The organism is Terrabacter terrae (assembly GCF_039529575.1).
Lineage (GTDB): Bacteria > Actinomycetota > Actinomycetes > Actinomycetales > Dermatophilaceae > Terrabacter > Terrabacter terrae.
The window spans coordinates 1,172,878-1,192,664 of record NZ_BAAANB010000021.1; the positions used below are offsets into that span (position 1 = coordinate 1,172,878).

The window sequence follows — 19,787 nt, forward strand, 5'->3', positions numbered from 1 at the left end:
CTCGGTGAGCGCCGCCTCCCGAGGCGCCGCCCGCCGGCTCGTGGTCGAGGCCGACGGCGGCTCGCGGGGCAACCCGGGCGTCGCCGGCTACGGCGCACTCGTCCGCGACCCCTCCACAGGCAGGATCCTCGTCGAGCTGGCCGAACCGCTCGGCACCGCGAGCAACAACGTCGCCGAGTACTCCGGCCTGCTCGCCGGGCTCCGCGCCGTCCTCGACATCGACGCCGGCGCGAGCGTGCGAGTCAAGATGGACTCCAAGCTCGTCGTCGAGCAGATGTCCGGGCGGTGGAAGATCAAGCACGAGGACATGCGCCGGCTCGCGCTCGAGGCGCGTGAGCTGTGCACCGAGATCTCCCGGGCCGGCGGCAGCGTCGACTTCGAGTGGATCCCCAGGGAGAAGAACAAGGACGCCGACGCCCTCAGCAACGACGCGATGGACGGCAGGAGCGTCCACCGGGTGCTGGCTGCGGAGGGCGCCGAGGCAGCCACCGCCGGTTCGGAGGCTGCCTCTGCGACCGCCTCCCTTGCTGCGGCCGCCACGACGCCGACGTCGAGCGGCGCAGGCCCCCTGCGGCTCCTGCTCGTCCAGGCCCCGCTCGAGGCGGCCGCGACGCCGCGCATCGTCGCCGCGGTCCGGCGCCTGGTCGGGCCGGGCGCGAGGGTCGTCGGCTCGGACGAGCTGCTCGCCACGCACGTCGCCGCAGATCTCGCCTCAGCCCTCGAGGTCGACGCGTCCACCTCGCGGCAGTGGTCGGGGGAGGCACCCGGCGAGGGCGCCGACGAGAGGGTGCTGACGGCATACCGATCGCTCGTGACCGACGGCGGCACCGTCGTCGCCGTGACCAGCCGACGAGGGGTCCTCTCGGTGCTGAGCGACGTCCTCGCCACGCCGGCCGACAGGTTCTGGGCGGTGGCCACGGCGCCCGGGAGCCTGAGTGCCGTGGAGGTGTGGGAAGACGGCTCCGCCTCGGTCGCTTTCACCAATCGGACCGACCATCTCGCGTGACGGACGCTGTGCGATATTCGGTCCATGAGCTATGCCGGTGACGTGACCCCCGAGCAGGCCTGGGTGGCCTTGCGCGACGAGGCCGGTGCGGTGCTCGTCGACGTGCGCACCCGGGCCGAGTGGTTCTACGTGGGACTGCCAGACCTCGCGGAGGTGGGCAAGCAGCCGCTCCTCATCGAGTGGCAGACCTACCCGGACGGCGCCGTCAACGAGCGCTTCACCGCGCAGCTGGAGGCGGCGGGCGTCGCCAAGGACGCGCCGGTCTACTTCCTCTGCCGCTCGGGCGTCCGTTCGGTCTCGGCGGCCACGACCGCGACGCAGCACGGCTGGTCGCGCTCGCACAACATCCTGCAGGGCTTCGAGGGACCGCACGACGACTCGCGCCACCGCACCGTGGCCGGCTGGAAGGTCGCGGGCCTGCCGTGGGTGCAGGGATGAGGGCGGGCGACGTGAACGAGCCGGACGTGGCCGAAGCGGGCGACCCCGAGACGCGGCGCACGTGGCGGCCCGACACCGTCGCGGTGCGAGGAGGCTTGTCGCGCAGCGGTTTCGACGAGACGTCCGAGGCGATCTTCCTCACCTCCGGCTACGTCTACCAGACCGCGGAGGACGCCGAGGCGGCGTTCAAGGGCGATGTGGACCGCTTCGTCTACTCCCGGTACGGCAACCCGACCGTGACGATGTTCGAGGAACGGCTGCGCCAGATCGAGGGCGCCGAGGCGTGCTTCGCGACCGCGTCGGGCATGTCGGCGGTATTCGTCGCCCTGGCCGCGCTTCTCGCCAAGGGCGACCGGGTGGTGTCCTCGCGCGCCCTGTTCGGCTCGTGCTTCGTCATCCTCGACGAGATCCTTCCGCGCTGGGGTGTCGAGACGGTCTTCGTCGACGGCGCCGATCTCGACCAGTGGCGTGAGGCGCTCTCCGAGCCGACGACGGCGGTCTTCTTCGAGACGCCGAGCAACCCGATGCAGGAGCTCGTCGACATCGCCGCCGTGACCGAGCTCGCACACAGCGCCGGCGCGAAGGTCGTCGTCGACAACGTCTTCGGCACGCCCGTCTTCTCCAAGCCGCTGGAGCTCGGCGCCGACATCGTCGTCTACTCGGCCACCAAGCACATCGACGGCCAGGGCCGCACCCTCGGCGGCGCGGTGCTCGGGCCGAAGGAGTTCATCGACGGCCCGGTGCAGAACCTCATGCGCCACACCGGGCCCTCGATGTCGCCGTTCAACGCGTGGGTCCTCGTCAAGGGCCTCGAGACGTTGTCGCTGCGGGTGGAGCGGATGGCCGGCAGCGCGCTCGAGGTGGCCCGTTTCCTCGAGTCGCATCCCAAGGTGACGCGCGTCGTCCACCCATTCCTCGAGTCGCACCCGCAGCACGAGCTCGCGAAGCGGCAGATGCTCGCCGGTGGCACTGTCGTCACCTTCGAGCTCGACGGCGGCAAGGACGAGGCCTTCGCGCTGATGGACGCGCTCGAGGTCATCGACATCTCCAACAACCTCGGCGACTCGAAGTCGCTCATCACGCACCCCGCGACAACGACCCACCGCCGGCTCGCGCCGGAGGCTCGCGCCGCCGTCGGCATCACCGACGGCGTGCTGCGCGTCTCGATCGGTCTCGAGGACGTCCGCGACCTCGTCGACGACCTGGCCCGCGCGCTCCGCTGACCACGCCGTCCCGACGAACCAGTGGGCGGGTATGCCGTCGCGCGGGGTCGGACGGGTCAGATCGGGATGGTGAGGGCCAAGGTCGCTGCCGTCACGGTCGCCACGGCACACAGCAGGCCGGTGCGGGCGATCCGGCCGGGCTCGACCCGCAGCTCGGCCGAGCGGCAGCGGGCTGCCCAGAGCAGGGTGGCCACCGACCCCCACATGGTGACGATCGGGCCGGCGTTGACGCCGACGAGCAGGGCTGCGAGGCGCCTGGGGGAGTCGGTCACCGTGGGCTCGAGCGCGAGATAGGCGGGCAGGTTGTTGATCCCGTTGGACGCCAGGGCGCCCACGCCGCTGACGCGCAGCAGGTCGACGACGCTGGTGCCGTGCCCAACGACGGTGCGCAGCGACGCCTCGAGGCCCGCGCGCCGGGTGGCGTCGACGATGACGAAGAGCACGCAGATGCCGAGGACGGTGAGCCACGGGACGGCGATGCGCCGGAGCAGCTCAGGGGCGCGCCAGTAGGTCGCCGCGAGCAGGACGAGGGCGGCGGGCACGGCTGCGAGGGCGGGCTGGATGCCGGCGACGAAGGCGGGAGCGAGCAGGAGGCACACGCCGCCGCTGATCTGCATCAGCAGCCGGTCGTGCGGCGACGCCGGAGGCGGGGTGGTGTAGGTGTGGCGCAGGTCGTGGCGGTGGAGCAGCCACAGCACGGCCACGGTGGCGACGATCGCCGCGAGCGCCGGCAGCGCCATCAGCCGGATGTAGCCCAGCGTGCCGACTCCCGACCCCGAGAACGGGTGCAGCGCCAACAGGTTCGTGAGGTTCGAGACCGGCAGCAGCAGCGACGCGGTATTGGCGAGCCACAGTGTCGTCATCGCGAAGGGCAGGGCAGGGGCCCGGACCTGGCGTGCCACCGCGATGGCGACCGGGGTCAGCAGCACGGCCGTGGTGTCGAGGCTGAGCACGACGGTGGACGCCACCGCGAGCCCGACGATGAGCAGCCACAGCAGGACGACTCGCCCCCGGGCGACGCGCGCGGCCCGGTGCGCCAGGGTGTCGAAGAGGCCCGCCAGGTCGCAGATCTCGGCCACCACGGTGATGGCCACGAGGAAGACGAGGATGGGCGTGACGCGCTCCACGAGCGGTCCGAGGTCGAACGGCATGTCAGGCCCTCGGCGTGGTGGCCAGCTGCCACGGCCGGCCCGGCCGCGCCGGCGCGGTGAGCTCGACGTCGAACGCCGCCGACAGGCTCTCGGCGAGTCCCTGCGGCGTGCGCGGCGCCTCGGCCTGGACCAGCCGGCGGACCACCAGCCCCCGGGTGTGCTTGGCCATGTGCGAGGCGCCCGGGACCGTCACGTGCACCCAGCGCTCGGCGCGCTCGCCCGTGGGACGCCACACGCCGGCATACGTGCTCGACCGGCAGTCGACGACGAGCTCGCGCGACTTGACCGACGGCTCGAGCGCTGCTGTGACCTCACGGCGCCACTCCGTGGAGAGGTGCCCGACCCCGGGGAGGGTGCTGCAGATGTTGACGCGATAGGCGGGGATGCGGTCGGAGAGCCGCAGAGCTCCGAAGAGGGCCGACACGACGACGACCCAGCGGTTCGCTCGTCGCTTCGAGGCGGCGTCGAGCGAGTCGAGGTCGAGGGCCTGGTAGAGCACGCCGCTGTAGACGTTCGAGGCCGTCGCGGTGGGTGCGGTGAGCAGGCGGGTGTTGCGGTCGAGGTCGTCCACGAGGTTGGGGTTGACATCGAGCAGGCCGGCCGCGTCCGGCTCAGCGCTCAGTCGGGCCACTGTCTCGACCACCGACTCGCGCAGCGGCGTCAGCTGCGGGAAGGAGAGGGAGGACAGGTCGAGGGAGCGTCCGCGCCGGGGTGGGATCTTGCCCTCGGACGGCGGGAGCAGGATGAGCACGGGGGCCAGCCTAGGCAACCTGGGGACCGATGTCCGATTGCTCCCGCGTGTCGGCGGCCGAGGGAGGGTCTGGCGCGCCACGGGCTGTGCCGCCGACGGCGTGCATAGGGTGGCGCCATGGCCAATCGACACATCGTCTTCCGCCCGGCGCCGCAGCCCGGTGGGGTGGCACAGCAGCTCACGGAGCGCTTCGAGGCGGTGCGCCGGGAGTTCGAGGTTGCCGACGAGTTCCCGCCGGACGTCGTCGCCGAGGCCGCCGCAGCCGCCGGCGCAGCCAGGCTTCCCGAGCGGGACGAGACGGCCGTCCCGTTCGTGACCATCGACCCACCCGGCTCGATGGACCTCGACCAGGCGATGTCGATCGAGCGCCGCGGCGACGGCTACCGGGTGCGTTACGCCATCGCCGACGTGCCGGCCTTCGTCCGTGCCGGGGGAGCCGTCGACACCGAGGCGCGCCGCCGCGGCCAGACGGTCTACTGCCCCGACGAGCGCATCCAGCTGCACCCGTCCGAGCTGAGCGAGGGGGCGGCCAGCCTGCTGCCCGACGAGGTGCGACCGGCGTTCGTCTGGGACATCACCCTCGCCGCAGACGGCGAGGGGACCGCCGTCGAGGTCTATCGCGCGATGGTGCGCAGCGTCCGGCGCTACGACTACGAGCAGGTGCAGAAGGAGGTCGACGCCGGCACCGCCGAGGAGTGCCTCGTCCTGCTCAAGGAGGTCGGCGAGAAGCGGGTCCTGCTCGAGCGGGCGCGTGGCGGGGCCAGCCTGCCGATGCCCGAGCAGGAGGTCGAGGAGGGCGAGGAGGGCACCTTCCGCATCTCCTTCCGTCCGGTGCTGGCGGCCGAGGACTGGAACGCCCAGATCTCCCTCCTCACCGGGATGGGCGCGGCGGACCTGATGCTCCGGGGCAAGGTGGGCATCCTGCGCACGATGCCCCCTCCCGATCCGCGCGACCTCGCGCGCTTCCGCCGCCAGGCAGTCGCCGCGCGCGTCCCGTGGCCCGAGCACCTCGCGTACGGCGAGTTCCTCCGCACGCTGGACCGCACCGACCCGCGGCACCTGGCCCTCATCCACGAGGCGACCGCGCTCTTCCGGGGCGCCGGCTACACGCCCTTCGAGGGATCGCTGCCCGAGCAGCCCCTGCACGCGGCAGTCGCGAACCCGTACGCCCACGTGACGGCGCCGCTGCGTCGGCTGGTCGACCGCTTCGGCCTCGTCGTGTGCGAGGCGCTCTCCTCCGGTGAGCCGGTGCCCGCGTGGGTCCGCGAGGCGCTGCCCACGCTGCCCGAGATCATGGTGGCCTCGGACCGGCGCGCCAACGGTGTGGAACGTGCGTGCACCGATGCCGTCGAGGCGGCCGAGCTGCGGCCCTACCTCGGCCGCACGCTGGAGGCGGTCGTGGTCGAGGAGAACAGCAAGGGTGTCGTCGTGCAGCTGATCGACCTCGCCGTCGTCGCCAAGGCGGGCGGGAGTGCGAAGGCGGGCGCCACCGTGTCGGTACGCGTGGAGGCGGCCGACGTGACGACCGGAACCATCACGCTGACCGTCGTCTGAGACGAGAGCTTCCGGCGCCAGCTGCTGGCATATGCCGGCACGCCCCGTCGGAGTGGCCGCCCACGGCGTCCGCGCCCAGTCGGGGTGCCTTCTCGTGCCAGCTCAGGAGGGCAGGGAGTGGTCAGGGAGCGGTCGGAGCGGGAGCGGCCTCGGGCGGCGTGGCTGCCTCCGACGGCGCCGTGGAGGCAGGAGCGGGACCTGGCGCCGTGACCGAGGGCGCCGGCGTGGCCGGATCCGTCGTGACGGGAGGACCATCCGGGGTCGTCACCGGCTGGGACGTCGTCGGTGCCGTCGCCGGCTCGGACGTGGTTGGCGTGGACACGGGCGACGTCGCGTCAGAGTGCGTGGGCACGACGCCGCCGGGGGAGCTGCCGGGCGACGGGACGCGGCTGACCGACGTGCGGGTGCCGATGTCGGTGCCGGTCACCTGCGCGCCCGTGGTCAGCTGCAGAACCGTGATGACGACGGCGGCGATGGCGAAGACCGCGGCGGCCATGAGCAGCAGCCGGCGCGTCGTCGCCCTGTCCAGCCGCTGCCACCAGCTGCCCTCGCGGGCGGCGTCGCGGGGCGTCGCGACCTTCTCGGTCGCCACCTGCACGACGCGGCCGTCGGCGAGCCGGCGCGAACGCACGACCACGACGGCGTCGCGGGCGCGGGCCATCGAGTTGGTGTAGACGTTCGCCGCGATGGCGGAGACGATGCTCAGCACTGCTGCGCCGGTGATGGTGCCGGCGACACCGAGGCGCGAGCCGAGGGCCGCGGCCGTCGCGGCCGCCATGGACCCGGCCAGCAGCTGGCTCAGCGAGAGGTCGAGCAGCTTCTTCCGAGGCGCGTCGTCGGCCCGCGCACCGATCTGCGGGTCGCGCGCTGTGTCGTGCCGGGTGTCGTGCTGGGTGTCGTCTGCGTGTGGCGCGGAGCCGGGTCTGGGGGCGGTCAGGTCTTCAGCTGGCTGGTGCGTCATGGTCCCGAAGTCGGTTGCGGCGTGTTCGTCCAGGTTGGAACGAACGGCAGCGGGGAATCGTTTGCGATCCGCCCGCGTTGTGACCTGTGTCACCTGTCCCACCCGTCGACGGGTATGCCGATGCGGGGGATGGTGCGCTCCGGTGACACACTCGGTGGCGATCACTGGAGGACCATGGACACCACCGCCCTGCACGCGCCCGAGCTGACCGACCACCGAGAGGCCGGGGAGGCATCGGAGCGCCGCGAGTCACGCCGCCACGGGGGAGAGGCGGGCGAGGTAGCCGCCGAGGCAGCCCGCCGGCGCACCTTCGCGGTCATCTCGCACCCCGACGCCGGCAAGTCGACCCTGACCGAGGCGCTGGCGCTGCACGCGCATGCCATCGGCGAGGCCGGCGCGGTGCACGGCAAGGGAAACCGCCGCGGCGTCGTCTCCGACTGGATGGACATGGAGAAGGACCGGGGCATCTCCATCACCTCGGCCGTCCTGCAGTTCGCCTACGACGGCACGGTCGTCAACCTCCTGGACACGCCCGGCCACGCGGACTTCTCGGAGGACACCTACCGCGTGCTGGCCGCCGTCGACGCCGCCGTGATGCTCGTCGACGCGGCCAAGGGGATCGAGCCGCAGACCTTCAAGCTGTTCGAGGTCTGCCGCGCCCGCGGGGTGCCCGTCATCACGGTCGTCAACAAGTGGGACCGCCCCGGGCTCGACGCGCTCGCGATCATGGACGAGCTGACGACGCGGATCGACCTGCACCCCATGCCGCTGACGTGGCCGGTCGGTGTCGCCGGTGACTTCCACGGGGTGCTCGACTGCGCGACCGGCGATTTCGTGCAGTTCACGCGTACGCCGGGCGGCGCCACCGAGGCGATCACCACGCGAATCAGCGCCGCGGAGGCGGAGCGGTTGCTCGGCTCGGTGTGGACCGACGCCGTCGAGGAGTACGACCTGCTGCGCTCGTCCGGCCACGACTACGACCACGAGCTGTTCCTGTCGGGCGCCGCGTCGCCGGTGCTGTTCGGTTCGGCCGTCCTCAACTTCGGGGTACGCCAGCTGCTCGACACCCTGGTGGAGCTGGCTCCCGCTCCGGACGCGCGCCCCGACCGGTCCGGGGCGCCGCGCCCCGTGAGCGCGCCGTTCTCCGGGTTCGTCTTCAAGATCCAAGCGGGCATGGACCGCGCGCACCGCGACCGGCTCGCCTTCGTGCGGGTCTGCTCGGGCCGCTTCACCCGCGGCATGGTGGTCACGCACGCCGAGACGGGACGTCCCTTCGCGACGAAATACGCGCAGAGCGTCTTCGGACGCGACCGGTCCACGCTCGACGAGGCGTTCCCCGGGGACGTCATCGGCCTCGTCAATGCCAACGCGCTGCGCGTCGGTGACACGCTCTTCGCCGAGGAGAAGGTCGCCTTCCCCCGCATCCCGCTGTTCGCTCCCGAGCACTTCGCGGTGGCGCGCGCCGCCGTGACGGGCAAGCAGAAGCAGTTCCGTCGCGGGATCGAGCAGCTCGGCGAGGAGGGCGTCGTGCAGGTGCTGCAGTCCGACCGGCGTGGCGCCCAGGCGCCAGTGCTGGCCGCCGTGGGCCCGATGCAGTTCGACGTCGCGAGTCACCGGATGGAGCACGAGTTCGGGGCACCGATCCGGCTCGAGTCGCTGGCCTACTCGGTGGCGCGCGCCGTCACCCCTGTGGCCATCCCGATCGTCGACAGCCGCAGCGGCGCCGAGGTGCTGACGAGGGCGGACGGGGTGCACCTGGCGGTGTTCGCCGACAAGTGGCGCCTCGCCTCGGTCGAGCGAGACCTGCCGGCCGAGAGCCTGACGCCGATCTTCGGCTGAGAGCCGCCTGGGTCCGGTCGCCGATTTCCGGTCTCGGTCTTTCGTCGCTTTCTCCCGCGCGGCCCGTCGAGCGCCTAACGTGGGCAGGGTCGCCATTCAGGGGGGGAAGGACACGACGTGAACGCCCAGGTCTCAGAGTCTGACGGCGTGGCCACGGTCCGCCTGTCCGGCGAGATCGACACCTACACCGTGCCGGAGGTCCGTCGGGCCTTCGACAAGGTCGTTGCCACGACCGGCGCCAAAGTGGTCGTCGACCTCCGGGATGTCACCTTCCTCGACTCCTCGGGGATCGGTGCCATCATCTCGCTCCACCGCCGTGTGGTCGCCGCGGGTGCCCGGCTCGAGCTGGTCTGCACGGGGATGCCCTTGCAGCTGATGAGGCTGATGAGCATCGACCAGGTCATCGACGTGGTCCCGGTCGCCTGCTGAGCTTCGCCGGCTGCCGAGGGAGCCGAGGGAACGGATCAGGAGACGAGGGACAGGTGCACCCGGACGCGCGTGTGGCTGGGGCGGGCGTCGATGACGAGCTGGTCGCTCAGGCGCTGGGCGATCCACAGCCCCCGGCCGCTCGTCGCCTGGTGGTCGGCGGCCGACACCAGCTGGGGGACCGTGCCCGTGCCGTCCTCGTCCTCGACGGTGAACACCAGCGCGTCATCGGTCTCGTCGATGCGCAGGACCCCGTGGCCGCCGCCGTGGATGATGCTGTTGACGGCCACCTCGTGCACCGCAAGCACTGCGTTGTCGGCCCGGTCAGGGATTCGCTCCGCGGCGATGGTGCGCACGACCTCGCGCACGCGACGCAGGTCATCCGGGCCGAACTCGACGCACCCGAGCTCCCTGCCCGAAGCGAACGCTGATCCTGTCACACGTGCATGCTCCCACTTCTGCGCGACCTGTGGGCGTTTGGGGCCCTTGGCTGTAAAGATGTGCCCATGAACGTGCCGTGGCAGAGCCCGGAGGCCGAGCGGACGGCCGTCTCACCGCGCCTTGCCGCCCTTGCCCGCATCGCGGCACAGGTGGCCTCGGCCACGACGATCTCGGACCTCACCGAGACCATCACGGAACGGGCGTCGGCCGTGATGGGGGCGTCTCGGTCGGTGCTGGCCGTGCGTGAGGGGAAGACCCGGCTTCGCACCATCGCCACCCACGGCATCAGCCCCGACGACGCCCGGGACTGGGACGACCTCATCGTCTCGGAACGGTCGCCGCTGGCCGAGGCGGTGCGCACCAACCGGGTCGTCAGCATCCACAGTCGCGCTGACCTGCTGGCGCGCTATCCTGAGCTCGACGACGGGACGGAGCGGTCCTCGGTGACGCTCCCGCTCATCTCGCGCACGAGCGGGGAGTCGGTCGGCGCCCTCGGCTTCCGCTTCGACGGGCGGATCGGACCCGTCGACCCCGACCTGCTGTGGGTGCTCGGGGTGCTCAGCGACGTCTGCGCCCAGACCATGCTTCGGCTACGGGCCGAGGAGCACAGTGCGGACCAAGCCGCCCAGCTGCAGTTCCTGGCCGACGCCTCGCAGGCCCTCGCCGCTTCTCTGGACTATCGGCAGACGCTGCGCCAGGTCGCCTCGCTGGCCGTACCGACGCACGCGGACTGGTGCTCGGTGCAGCTGGTCGACGACGGGGTGCTGCGCACCCTCGCCCTCGCCCACGTCGACCCCGCCAAGGTGGCGCTCGCCCGCGATCTCGAGACCCGCTGGCCGCCCGACCCGGACCGGCCGAGCGGCCCGGCGGAGGTGGTGCGGACCGGCAAGAGCATCCTGATCGAGTCCATCACCGACGAGATGCTCGTGGCCGCGGCCCGCGACGAGGAGCACCTACGGGTGGCCCGCGAGCTGGGGCTGCGAAGCGCCATGACGGTCCCGCTCATGGCCAAGGACAGGGCGCTCGGGGTGTTGAGCTTCGTTGCCGCAGAGTCGGGTCGGCGCTACACGGCCCAGGACGTCACCTTCGCCGAAGACCTCGGTCGACGCGCCGGCCTGGCCATCGACAACGCCGACCTCTACTCCCAGACCCGACGCGTTGCCGCAGTGCTGCAGGCCACCCTCATGCCCCAGGACCTGCCCGAGCTCGAGGGGTGGCAGGTCGGGACCGTCTACCGCCAGTCCGGGCGCACCGACGTCGGCGGTGACTACTACGACGTGACGGGCCTGCCGGACGGTCGGGTCGTCGTCGTGCTCGGCGACGTCATGGGGCGGGGCGTCGACGCGGCGGTCGCCGGCTCCCACATGCGCTCTGCCGCGAAGGTCCTCGCCACGCAGGACCCTGAACCCGAGGCGCTGGCCGGGGCCATGGACCGCTTCATGTCGACCGAGCCACCCACCCAGATGGCCTCCAGCGTCTACCTCCTCTTCGACCCCCGGCACGACGTCGTCTCCCTCGTCCGCGCCGGCCACCCGCCGCCCCTGCTCGTCGACAAGAGCGGCATCCGCTTCCTCGCGGAGGTCGGCTCGCCGGTGCACGGCCTCGGCGAGGTCCCGCGCCCGGCCCTGCGTGAGGCCTTCTGCGTCGGTGACGTGCTGCTCCTCTACACCGACGGGCTCATCGAGCGGCGCGGCGAGAGCATCGAGCTCGGACTGGCGCGCCTGCAGGCGGCGGGAAAGGAGCTGCTCACCGGGCTCGACGACGAGGCCGACCTGGACGAGGTGCTCGCCAAGCTCGCCGAAGCCGTGTCGGACCCCGATCGCCACGACGACGTGGCCGTGCTGGCCTTGCGCCGCCTGGTGTGACCCGACGGTCGGGTGTGGCGCCACGGGCGTCGACGCGCCCAACACGTCCTGGGCACCCCCACCGCGACGCAGCGAATGGCATACGCCCCTATGCTGGGGGGCGGATGAGTCGGCCAGGCGGTCGCGTCAGGACCACGGTCCTGCCGAGGAACGTCCGGGCTCCACAGGGCAGGGTGGTGGCCAACAGCCACCCGGGGTGACCCGCGGGACAGTGCCACAGAGAACAGACCGCCGGCAGCCTCGGCAGCCGGTAAGGGTGAAACGGTGGTGTAAGAGACCACCAGCGCTCCAGGTGACTGGAGCGGCTCGGTAAACCCCACCCGGAGCAAGTCCAGACAGTGCACGTTCGAGACCGGCCCGGTCGAGTGCACGGGTAGGACGCTCGAGCCGGCCAGCAATGGTCGGCCTAGATGGATGGCCGTCGCCGCGCCACGGGCAACCATGGCGCGGAACAGAACCCGGCGTATCGGCCGACTCATCCACTCAACCGGTGCTCAGCCAGCACGATATGGGTGCTGACCTGCGGAAACGTGAAGGGAACGTTAGGGAGTCGGAGGCCCGATCACGTCCTCGCGGCCACGCACCTTCACGCACCAGAGGAGCAATCGGGCCGCGCTCTCACGCACCTGGCACGCACCAGAAAACTGTCGCGCGCCGGCGGTCGCGACGCATGTCCTCGACGGCTACTTCTTGGTGGCCCGGTAGGCGGCCTTGGCTCGCTCGGCCGCGAGGAGAAGCCCTTCGATGTCTGGAGAGAGGGCCGGTGGGGCGGATTCAGATCGGTGTCTGGCACGGTGGAACTGGTTCGCTAGCTCACGATCGCATTGCGCCTCGAGATCCAGCCACCTCTGCAGCAGATGTAGTCGTTCCGGCCCATCGCCCACCTCTGGCGTCGGCTCACGTCCCACACTGGAAACGGTACCGAACCGTTTTGCCCGGTTCCACCCGAAAGCCATGGGGAGCGCTATGGCTCAACGGAGCCCAGATGAAGGAGCCCTTTTGCTCCCTGAGAGACCGAGCGCTGCGTAACGCGGGGGCGCTCTGCGGCGATATACGGGCATAGGGAGGCGCCGCTCCGTCACTGATGCTCGGTAGGGTGCTTGGTGTTTGGGCATCGAGCGGAGCCCGGTCGGGCTCAGCCTGCCGAGTCACACCCTGAAGAGGCTGGGTGCATAGCAATGGCGACCCCGGAAGAGCTCGCGTCGTTCTTTGTGAAGACGGCTACAGCGCTGGCCAAGCTAGACAACGCGCTGGGGCCCGACGATGAGCCGTTTCGCCAGCTTGCGACGTGCGAGCTGATCAAGGAGATGCCCATCCCGAACTACTTCGCAGACGTGCACACGCATCTGCTCTGCGGCGAGGACCCGGTGGAGGCACTGTCGGAAATGTTCGTCCACCAGGCCGGCGCCTACACGGAGGCCGGAGCTCGAGCGTGCTCGCTGCTCGTGGACGTAGCCGTCCTGCACCTGGCTCGAATCGGCGGAGACTCGGCGGCCCGGCGCTTCCTCGAGGACGTGGAGGTACAAGCGCAAGGCGTGGCGGAAGAGTGACGCCTTCTGCGCAGGCCTAGCCGACGCGGGTGAGCAGCTCTGCGGCTAGCCACTGCTGCGCGAGGACGCCGTCGCCCTCGAGGTAGTAGCTGACGAGCGCGAACCACTGCCCGTCGCGCTGCTCCCAGCCGAGGAGGATGCCAGGGTGCGGGCCTGGCGCGTCGCGCGGGCCGCGGACCCAGACGTGGCGTCGGCTCGGCGGCACGGGCGGGATGGGGTGCTCGTGCCCCTTCCCAGATCCGCCCGCCATGCAAGCAGTCTGCCAAGGTCTCGAACATCCGTTCTACTCAGATGGCGAGATGTCGCAATTATGCCCACCGCTGTCAGTGCAGCGTCGTACCTTCGACGGACGACCGCGGGACAGGCCCGCGGCTTGAGACAGGGGTGAACGTGACCGAAGAGGAAGAAGGCTGGTACGCGCTCCGCGGACGGTATGACGAGGACGCCGACGTCATACACACCCGCTTCGGAGAACCGCCTGTCGGCACCGAGCTCGGAGTGTTCCGCAGCACGGCCGGCACACTGGACATCGAACTGCGGGCCACGCGGTCTGGCAAGCTCGTGGAATTGCTGGTCCATTCGGCTACGCAGTCGCTGCCGCCCGCGGCGCTGAGCGGATGGAGCGGGATCGAGTATGCCGTGCTGCACGACGGGGCCTTCTGGATCGGCTTCTTTGAGGGGGCCGGTGCTATTCAGCGGGAGAGCCAGAGGGTGACCATGGACGCGGTTGGCCTCACGATGTACTTGAGTTTCAACTCGGCGGGTCGACTGGTTGGCATCACCGTGCCCGACGGTGAGAACGCGCTGGAGGGAGCACCGGTCGGCCTCGCGCGGCCAACGCACCCTGGGGTGGCTTTCGGCCTCTGAAGTAGCGGGCAAGACCAAGAGCCCCGCCCACCATCACGGCGGGCGGGGTTCTTGCAGGCGGGCGGCACTACGGTGGCGTCATGCCCTATCCCGGCCGCCCGGTCCTCGAGGTGCTGCCCGAGTTCGTCGGCACCGCGTCGACGCGGCAGACGCCAGAGCAACGTGCGCGGCTGCTCGCGTTCTGCGCGGAGCAGTATGCCGCCGGCCGGTCGATTCATGAGCTGGCGGAGCTGACGGGGCGCACGCAGTCGGCGGTGCGGCGGGCGCTGGACCAGGCGGGTGTGCAGCGTCGTGGCCGCGGCGCCCAACGCCTGGAGTAGGCGCCGACGCCCCGGACAGGGGGGAACCGGGGCGTCGGCTACCCACACCCTAACGTCCCCAATTCTGTGAACTTTCAAGATTCGTCGCAGTCAGAGGGGTTCGCGTGAGACTGTGGCGATAAGGCGCTGGGGAGTCCGGAGGGGTGGCGCTGCCGTCGCGGGATGGGAGTCCGACGGCAGCGCCTCACGCCGCAGTTGGGGAGTCTGGGCGCGCCAAAGCCTGCCCGCCGGTTGTGGGGTCGGGCGGGTGGCCACTGCCCATTTTGGCGAGCCCGGAGAGCCGCGTCTTGAGAATGGGATGACTTGTCAGGTTCTTCACGGAATCGGACATGCGAGAAGCCCCCGCCCACCGTGAGGTGAGCGGGGGCTTCGTGCCGGCCCGTGTGAGGGCGTGGGGCGCCGGGGCCGGCGGGTTGCGATGTGGTCGCAGGGGCGACGCTACGTCACCGGTCTGACGGTCACTCGCCGTGGGTCCCCTGGGGCAGCGGGTCGGCCACGGGCTGGGGCAGCGCGTCCTGGGCGATGCTCTCGATGCCGGCCTTCACGGATGCGGCCGCGTCGCCAGCGCTGTCGCCGAGGGGCACGACGTCGACGGGCTCGCCGGCGGGGATGCCGGTTGTGCCTTCGGTGGCCACGGCGCCGGTCGGGGAGGTCTCCGACGCGGCGGGCGGGTCGTAGGAGGGCTGTTTGGGGTAGCCGAGGAACCAGCCCAGGTGTGGCTTGACGTGGGTCTCGAAGACGCGGACCGCGACGTAGTAGGCCGTCGCGACCAGGGCGCCACAGAGCTGCGCGATCAGGTCGTGGAAGGGGCCGGGGTCGATGCCGGCCTTGACGAGCAGCGCGGTGACGAGCGCGACGAGCAGCGGCACGACGGTGCGGATGATGGACGGGACGAGCTGGGTCAGCACGGGGTCTCCTTGGGTGCGGGTGGGGTGGTGAGGTGGACGACAGCGGCGGCGGCGAGACCTGCCCCGAGCAGGGCGCAGCCGGCGATGCCGAGGTAGGCGGTGGCGAGGATGCGGAACGCCTGCCGCTGGAGCGGGTGCCGCGGGTCGACCCCGGCGTGGCGGCGCAGGCCGACCCGGTAGGTCATCGCGTCAGGTGAGCTTCGCGCCGAGCTGGGCGACGACCGCCGCGGCTAGAGTGTCCGCGTCGATCCCGGCGCCGGGGGTGGCGGCCACGGCGGCCTTGACGGCGTCGCTGACCTGTGGGGTCAGCCCGGTCAGGACCTGGGCGGCGATGGCCTGCTCGTCGACGTCCACGCCGACCTTGCCGGACAACTGGGTCAGCACGGTCGCCACCCATGAGTGCCGGTTCGTATCAACCTTGTAGCGGCCGGCCTCCTCGGAGCGCAGGCCGGTGACGTTGGCGTCGACCTTGTTGATGGCGGCGAGCAGCGTTGCGACGTCAGACATGGAGAGTCCTTCCAGGGTGGTTGCGGCCGGTCCGGCCTTGAGGGCGAGGTTGATCTCGTTGCGGAGCTGGTGCATCGGGATGCCGACGGGGTCGGAGCGCTGTGAGTCGCACTCGCGGTGGCCCACTACCGACCCGCCGGAGTAGCCGGGGCCGAGCGCGTCCACGACGGCGGCGGCCAGGCGGATCAGTGAGGCGTGCTGCTTCTGCGTGGGCGCCTTGCCGTAGGTCATCTCGACGCCGATGAAGTTCTTGTTGATGGCGAGTACGCCCGTCCGGTTGCTGAACGTCGTGTTCGGCACGACGTCGCGGTCCAGGGGCGCCGCATCGCGCTTGACCATGTCGAGTAGGCCTGCGCCGATGGAGCCGGTGTGGTTGGCCGTGCCCCAACCGACGACCCAGACCTCGCCGTCGTCGTCGATCGCGAGCTGGCTCAGGGGGCCGGGCATCCCCCGGGCGTTGTCGCCCGTGTAGAGGTAGTTGATCGCGTCGGGGTCCCGGTTGTCTGAGCCGAAGTTGTGGCAGATGAAGCCGTAGATCGGCCCCCATCCCTGCGCCGTGTCGCGATCGTGGTCGCGCCAGTCGGGCCGGTAGAACTTGGGGACGATGTCCCACTTGGCGAGGGCCGCGAGCATCGCGTCCTCGGTGAGCATGGTGGCCACGGGTGTCTCCTTGGGCATGAGAAAGGCCCGCCAGCGGAGTGCTGGGCGGGCCTGGCTGGATGCGGCCGGTCAGGTCGCGGTGCGGATCTGGTGCAGCTCGGCGCGCATGCTGTCGAGGGCCGCCTGCAGCGTGTCGATGCGCTTCTCGAGGGCTGCGATCCGGGCGTCCTTGGCGGCGAGCTGCCGGTCACGCTCGACGAGGGCCGCCTCGGCGCGGTCGGCGCGCTTCGTCTCAGCGGCGAGGGACTTCTCCAGGGACAGCACGGCGGTCTCGGCGCCGCCGACGACGATCGAGTCGCGCTCGGGCCCGGCGGTCTTGCGCGCCCTGTAGATGGCGACGCCGCCGGTAATGAAGCCGCCACCCAGGAGCCCTGTGACGATGGCCGGCAGCAGCTCTCCCATCAGGCACCGCCAGATGCTGCTGTGATTGCCTTCTCGACGCGGTAGAGGGCGACGGCGCGGAGGATGCAGGCGATGAAGATGGTGAAGGCCTCCGCGATCGGGACGAGCGGGAGCGCGCCGTGGGGGGAGAGCCACCAGACGGTGATGGCGGAGGTGACCCAGGCGCCGGCTCCGAGGGAGAGGCCGGCAGTCTCGATGGCACGCCCCATGGTTTCCGTGCCACGCCACAGCAGCCCGAGCGCCATGGCTGGCCCACCCGCGAGGAGGCACACTTCCCAGGCGATGACGAGGGGGATGGGCAAGGTCTGGACGGTGGTGACCTTGACCTCGTGGCCATGGGCCAGGAGCCCGAACCCGAGGATCGCGAAGAGCGCCGCGAACGCGAGCTCGAAGGAGTGGGAGAGCAGCGCGGTGGGGACGCGTGGCTTCGGTGGGGCATGGGTAGGTGGCATGGGGTCTCTTCCTGCAGGAGAAGGGGGCGAAACTGGGTAGAGTCTGCGAAATGTGGCTTTACGCGCTTGGGGCTCTCGCGGCGCTGGCGGCACTCATCGCGCTGAACAAGACTCACGCCCGAGCGGTCGACCTCGTCGTAATCGGGCTGCCAGTGGCGACCGTCATCGGTGGTGCCGCACGAGCGAATCTGTCGCCGGCTGACCTGTTCCTGCCGTTCGCCGCGATAGCGGTCATCGTGGAACGCCACCGATCGCGCGCTCCGAAGGGGCCGACCCCCAGGCCAACGTGGGCGCTCTACGTCACCGCCACTTCCATCGCGGTCCTGCTCGGACTGTTCTTCCGTCTCCTGAGCGGACGCGACGCCGACTTCGGCTACGGCATCTCCGCAGCCCTGAAGCTGCTGATCTCCTTCGCCTACCTCGGCGTGTTCGCCTACTACGGTGCGCGGCTGTTCCGGCAGGGCGACCGACTGTTGACCTTGTGGGTGCGGGTCTCGACGCTTGCCGCCCTGGCTGGAGTCGGCGGCGCGGTGCTTTACTCCTTTGGCCTCGAGACGCCACTGACCCTCGGGTACCGGGCCACGGGAGGCTTCGACGACCCCAACCTGTTCGCGTCATACCTCCTGCTCGGGACCGCCCTGACGTTCCTCGCGAAGGAGCGCGGCGCAATCAAGCACCCCACCATCGCCGCGATCGCGCACGTAGCCGCGATCATCGCCACCGGGTCACGCGCGGCCATCCCCGCTTTGCTGGTCGGGTTCGGTGTCGCATGGTTGTTCGGCCACAGCAGGACCGTCTTCCGGGCGGTGGCGCCGTTCCTCGTCGGGTTCGCCGCAGTCGCGGTCATCGCGTTGTGGCAGTTCCCCGATCTGCTGGCTCTGGGCTCGATTACCCGCGTGGTCGATGCCCAGAACAGCGTCGAGTCGGACGTCCGCCTGGCACTGTGGCAGGCCGCCGCTTCGATGTGGGTCGACCATCCGTTCATTGGCGTCGGCATCGGACAGTTCCGCGCCGCAGCTCACGAATACGTTTCGTGGGACGTCGAGAACATCCCCCACAGCAGCCACCTGAGCCTCCTCGCGGAGACCGGCACCATCGGCTACCTGCTGGTGATGGGGTTGCCACTCAGCATCCTGTTCCGGCTCATGGCCAAGGCGAAGCGCGGGCGCGACGCGACCGCCACCTGGCTGCTGATGGGGGTCGCTGCGTCACTCGCTGTCGCATGGACACTCAACCTCGAGAACGCGCGGCATCTGTGGGCTTTCCTCGGCCTGTGCCTCGGATGCCTGGCCTCACTTCGTTCGGTCGAGGCGGATACCGAGGAAAGCAGCGGTGCCGGCGAGGGTGTCGGCAGCGTGCCCGCCGTCGCGGAGGAACTCGACCGTCTGCAGGCCCGACACCGCGCGGCCGGTCGACAGGACCGTCTCGACCGGAACCGCGTTCCCGCCATCCGTCGGTGACACGCCAGCCGCACGTACAGGGCTAACCAGGGCCGCCCCGTTGATCGCTGAGGCCGTGCCGACCACCATGCGGACCGCACCGGTCGCACCGGTCGATGCCCACACCGCGGTGAGCGTGGCGTTCGACCAGTCGCCGGGGAGCTGGACGCGGGCCGCGAGCACACTTAGTGACGTGTCGGGCAGGACCCAGCATGGGTGGCCATTGATCACACCGACCGTCGGCGTGCCCGAAGTGATGGTGAATGCCGAGTGCGGAATCCACACTGTCGAGCCGGTGACCGCGTAGGAGGCGGTCGCGGCGCTGGTGTCGAACCGCTTGCCCTCGAGGTCAGTGGTGCCGACCCGCAGGGCGGCGACGTTGTCGAGCGTGCCAGCCAACGACGCAGCTCCGGTGGAGATCCGCCCACCATCAAGCCGCGCCTTGCCGACGCCGCGCAGCACGAGCTGGCCGTCGAGAGCGGCTCCCATGATCTGCACGTCGTCGTAAAACACGCCGGTCGTCTTGTTGGCGACGTTGGAGGTGAACTCGATGGCGTACATGTCGGCTCGCGTCAGCTTGCCGCTGTCGTAGGAGCCGCCCTCGATGCGGAACCCCTTGCGCGGTGTCCATCCAGCCACGCTCGCGTTGTTGCTGCCCTGGTAGAACAGGGCGCCGCCGAGGGCGTTGCCGGTGGCGGTGCAGCGGATCAGCCGCACGTTGGCGGCGTAGGTGTCGGGGCCGTACTCCTCGAGGTCGAGGCCGTTCCCGTAGAGGGTGCCGGTGCCAGGCTGGAGCGCGCCCTTCGAGCCGTCAGAGCCGGATCCGGGGGTGGTGGTGCCGTCGGCATTGAGGCCGTTGCCGCTCAGGTCGCAGTCCTCGAAGGACAAGTCGGTGACGGAGTCCCCAGAGGCTCCGTGGCGGCGGTTCCCGGTCAGCTTGGTGCGGATGACCCGGACGCGGCTGGAGATGCCGGTGGAGTAGTTCCGCAGCGGCGAGTTCGCCGAGTAGATGCACAAGCCGTCGGTG

Annotated in this window: 21 protein-coding genes and 1 other RNA gene; 12 read left to right on the forward strand and 10 right to left on the reverse strand. The window is 70.7% G+C overall.

Annotation, left to right across the window (positions count from 1 at the left end; all coding sequences use genetic code 11):
• Positions 1–4 precede the first annotated feature (4 nt).
• Genes ABD194_RS15555 through ABD194_RS15565 form a run of 3 tightly spaced genes read left to right on the forward strand, consistent with a single transcriptional unit; the run spans position 5 to position 2,667 of the window.
• Positions 5–1,006: a reverse transcriptase-like protein gene (locus ABD194_RS15555; RefSeq protein ID WP_343992968.1), complete on the forward strand. Its 1,002-nt coding sequence runs from the start codon at positions 5–7 to the stop codon at positions 1,004–1,006.
• A gap of 24 nt (positions 1,007–1,030) precedes the next feature.
• Positions 1,031–1,444, forward strand: a complete 414-nt coding sequence (locus ABD194_RS15560) for a rhodanese-like domain-containing protein (RefSeq protein ID WP_343992970.1) — start codon at positions 1,031–1,033, stop codon at positions 1,442–1,444.
• On the forward strand, positions 1,441–2,667 hold the full coding sequence (locus tag ABD194_RS15565) for an O-succinylhomoserine sulfhydrylase (RefSeq protein WP_425579994.1): 1,227 nt from the start codon (positions 1,441–1,443) through the stop codon (positions 2,665–2,667). The genes ABD194_RS15560 and ABD194_RS15565 overlap by 4 nt, the downstream gene beginning before the upstream one ends.
• Before the next feature lie 56 nt (positions 2,668–2,723).
• Here the strand turns inward: ABD194_RS15565 and ABD194_RS15570 are convergent, their stop codons facing one another.
• On the reverse strand, positions 2,724–3,818 hold the full coding sequence (locus ABD194_RS15570; RefSeq protein ID WP_343992974.1) for an SLC13 family permease: 1,095 nt from the start codon (positions 3,816–3,818) through the stop codon (positions 2,724–2,726).
• A 1-nt stretch (position 3,819) separates the two neighbouring features.
• Entirely contained in the window at positions 3,820–4,569 is a 750-nt protein-coding gene (locus tag ABD194_RS15575; protein ID WP_343992976.1) for a YaaA family protein, read from the reverse strand.
• A 117-nt stretch (positions 4,570–4,686) separates the two neighbouring features.
• Between ABD194_RS15575 and ABD194_RS15580 the strand changes: the two genes are divergently transcribed.
• A complete protein-coding gene (locus ABD194_RS15580; RefSeq protein ID WP_343992978.1) occupies positions 4,687–6,123 on the forward strand; it encodes an RNB domain-containing ribonuclease in 1,437 nt (478 codons plus the stop codon).
• 121 nt (positions 6,124–6,244) lie between these two features.
• On the opposite strand, the gene ABD194_RS15585 is transcribed toward ABD194_RS15580, so the two are convergent.
• Positions 6,245–7,084: an RAD23 family protein gene (locus ABD194_RS15585; RefSeq protein WP_343992980.1), complete on the reverse strand. Its 840-nt coding sequence runs from the start codon at positions 7,082–7,084 to the stop codon at positions 6,245–6,247.
• Between the two features lie 174 nt (positions 7,085–7,258).
• Between ABD194_RS15585 and ABD194_RS15590 the strand changes: the two genes are divergently transcribed.
• Positions 7,259–8,923 (forward strand): peptide chain release factor 3, encoded by a 1,665-nt coding sequence (locus tag ABD194_RS15590; protein WP_343992982.1) that lies wholly within the window; start codon positions 7,259–7,261, stop codon positions 8,921–8,923.
• Between the two features lie 117 nt (positions 8,924–9,040).
• Positions 9,041–9,352, forward strand: coding sequence for an STAS domain-containing protein (locus ABD194_RS15595; protein ID WP_343992984.1), 312 nt, complete (start codon positions 9,041–9,043; stop codon positions 9,350–9,352).
• A gap of 35 nt (positions 9,353–9,387) precedes the next feature.
• On the opposite strand, the gene ABD194_RS15600 is transcribed toward ABD194_RS15595, so the two are convergent.
• On the reverse strand, positions 9,388–9,789 hold the full coding sequence (locus ABD194_RS15600; RefSeq protein WP_343992986.1) for an ATP-binding protein: 402 nt from the start codon (positions 9,787–9,789) through the stop codon (positions 9,388–9,390).
• Between the two features lie 66 nt (positions 9,790–9,855).
• On the opposite strand from ABD194_RS15600, the gene ABD194_RS15605 reads away from it, so the two are divergent.
• The 3 genes from ABD194_RS15605 (at position 9,856) to ABD194_RS15615 (ending at position 13,205) form a co-directional block, all read left to right on the forward strand.
• Complete coding sequence (locus ABD194_RS15605; protein WP_343992989.1) at positions 9,856–11,655, forward strand: GAF domain-containing SpoIIE family protein phosphatase; 1,800 nt, start codon at positions 9,856–9,858, stop codon at positions 11,653–11,655.
• A 105-nt stretch (positions 11,656–11,760) separates the two neighbouring features.
• An RNA gene (gene rnpB / locus ABD194_RS15610) (RNase P RNA component class A) lies at positions 11,761–12,137 on the forward strand.
• Between the two features lie 696 nt (positions 12,138–12,833).
• Positions 12,834–13,205: a hypothetical protein gene (locus tag ABD194_RS15615; RefSeq protein ID WP_343992991.1), complete on the forward strand. Its 372-nt coding sequence runs from the start codon at positions 12,834–12,836 to the stop codon at positions 13,203–13,205.
• Positions 13,206–13,221: 16 nt separating this feature from the next.
• On the opposite strand, the gene ABD194_RS15620 is transcribed toward ABD194_RS15615, so the two are convergent.
• Positions 13,222–13,455 carry a hypothetical protein gene (locus ABD194_RS15620; RefSeq protein WP_343992993.1) on the reverse strand — a complete coding sequence of 78 codons (234 nt, stop codon included), beginning with the start codon at positions 13,453–13,455 and terminating at the stop codon, positions 13,222–13,224.
• Positions 13,456–13,595: 140 nt separating this feature from the next.
• On the opposite strand from ABD194_RS15620, the gene ABD194_RS15625 reads away from it, so the two are divergent.
• Positions 13,596–14,072, forward strand: coding sequence for a hypothetical protein (locus ABD194_RS15625; protein ID WP_343992995.1), 477 nt, complete (start codon positions 13,596–13,598; stop codon positions 14,070–14,072).
• A gap of 80 nt (positions 14,073–14,152) precedes the next feature.
• A complete protein-coding gene (locus tag ABD194_RS15630) occupies positions 14,153–14,392 on the forward strand; it encodes a helix-turn-helix domain-containing protein (RefSeq protein WP_343992997.1) in 240 nt (79 codons plus the stop codon).
• Between the two features lie 458 nt (positions 14,393–14,850).
• Here ABD194_RS15630 and ABD194_RS15635 read toward each other — a convergent pair whose 3' ends face one another.
• From ABD194_RS15635 to ABD194_RS15655, 5 genes are all read right to left on the reverse strand, one after another.
• Positions 14,851–15,300 carry a hypothetical protein gene (locus ABD194_RS15635; protein ID WP_343992999.1) on the reverse strand — a complete coding sequence of 150 codons (450 nt, stop codon included), beginning with the start codon at positions 15,298–15,300 and terminating at the stop codon, positions 14,851–14,853.
• A complete protein-coding gene (locus ABD194_RS15640; RefSeq protein WP_343993001.1) occupies positions 15,294–15,485 on the reverse strand; it encodes a hypothetical protein in 192 nt (63 codons plus the stop codon). Before ABD194_RS15640 ends, ABD194_RS15635 begins: the two co-directional genes overlap by 7 nt.
• Before the next feature lie 4 nt (positions 15,486–15,489).
• Positions 15,490–16,458, reverse strand: a complete 969-nt coding sequence (locus ABD194_RS15645; RefSeq protein WP_343994181.1) for a peptidoglycan recognition protein family protein — start codon at positions 16,456–16,458, stop codon at positions 15,490–15,492.
• Between the two features lie 78 nt (positions 16,459–16,536).
• Positions 16,537–16,869, reverse strand: a complete 333-nt coding sequence (locus ABD194_RS15650) for a hypothetical protein (protein WP_343993003.1) — start codon at positions 16,867–16,869, stop codon at positions 16,537–16,539.
• Complete coding sequence (locus ABD194_RS15655) at positions 16,869–17,321, reverse strand: hypothetical protein (RefSeq protein WP_343993005.1); 453 nt, start codon at positions 17,319–17,321, stop codon at positions 16,869–16,871. The genes ABD194_RS15650 and ABD194_RS15655 overlap by 1 nt, the downstream gene beginning before the upstream one ends.
• A gap of 50 nt (positions 17,322–17,371) precedes the next feature.
• Between ABD194_RS15655 and ABD194_RS15660 the strand changes: the two genes are divergently transcribed.
• A complete protein-coding gene (locus ABD194_RS15660; protein ID WP_343993007.1) occupies positions 17,372–18,781 on the forward strand; it encodes an O-antigen ligase family protein in 1,410 nt (469 codons plus the stop codon).
• The last annotated feature ends 1,006 nt before the right edge of the window (positions 18,782–19,787 follow it).

Bases quoted from the DNA above. Each gene is read 5' to 3' on its own strand.
- ABD194_RS15560 (WP_343992970.1), top strand. From the start codon at position 1,031: ATGAGCTATGCCGGTGACGTGACCCCCGAGCAGGCCTGGGTGGCCTTG.
- ABD194_RS15565 (WP_425579994.1), top strand. From the start codon at position 1,441: ATGAGGGCGGGCGACGTGAACGAGCCGGACGTGGCCGAAGCGGGCGAC.
- ABD194_RS15570 (WP_343992974.1), bottom strand. From the start codon at position 3,818: ATGCCGTTCGACCTCGGACCGCTCGTGGAGCGCGTCACGCCCATCCTC.
- ABD194_RS15580 (WP_343992978.1), top strand. From the start codon at position 4,687: ATGGCCAATCGACACATCGTCTTCCGCCCGGCGCCGCAGCCCGGTGGG.
- ABD194_RS15585 (WP_343992980.1), bottom strand. From the start codon at position 7,084: ATGACGCACCAGCCAGCTGAAGACCTGACCGCCCCCAGACCCGGCTCC.
- ABD194_RS15590 (WP_343992982.1), top strand. From the start codon at position 7,259: ATGGACACCACCGCCCTGCACGCGCCCGAGCTGACCGACCACCGAGAG.
- ABD194_RS15605 (WP_343992989.1), top strand. From the start codon at position 9,856: ATGAACGTGCCGTGGCAGAGCCCGGAGGCCGAGCGGACGGCCGTCTCA.
- ABD194_RS15615 (WP_343992991.1), top strand. From the start codon at position 12,834: ATGGCGACCCCGGAAGAGCTCGCGTCGTTCTTTGTGAAGACGGCTACA.
- ABD194_RS15620 (WP_343992993.1), bottom strand. From the start codon at position 13,455: ATGGCGGGCGGATCTGGGAAGGGGCACGAGCACCCCATCCCGCCCGTG.
- ABD194_RS15630 (WP_343992997.1), top strand. From the start codon at position 14,153: ATGCCCTATCCCGGCCGCCCGGTCCTCGAGGTGCTGCCCGAGTTCGTC.
- ABD194_RS15640 (WP_343993001.1), bottom strand. From the start codon at position 15,485: ATGACCTACCGGGTCGGCCTGCGCCGCCACGCCGGGGTCGACCCGCGG.
- ABD194_RS15645 (WP_343994181.1), bottom strand. From the start codon at position 16,458: ATGCTCACCGAGGACGCGATGCTCGCGGCCCTCGCCAAGTGGGACATC.
- ABD194_RS15650 (WP_343993003.1), bottom strand. From the start codon at position 16,869: ATGGGAGAGCTGCTGCCGGCCATCGTCACAGGGCTCCTGGGTGGCGGC.
- ABD194_RS15655 (WP_343993005.1), bottom strand. From the start codon at position 17,321: ATGCCACCTACCCATGCCCCACCGAAGCCACGCGTCCCCACCGCGCTG.
- ABD194_RS15660 (WP_343993007.1), top strand. From the start codon at position 17,372: ATGTGGCTTTACGCGCTTGGGGCTCTCGCGGCGCTGGCGGCACTCATC.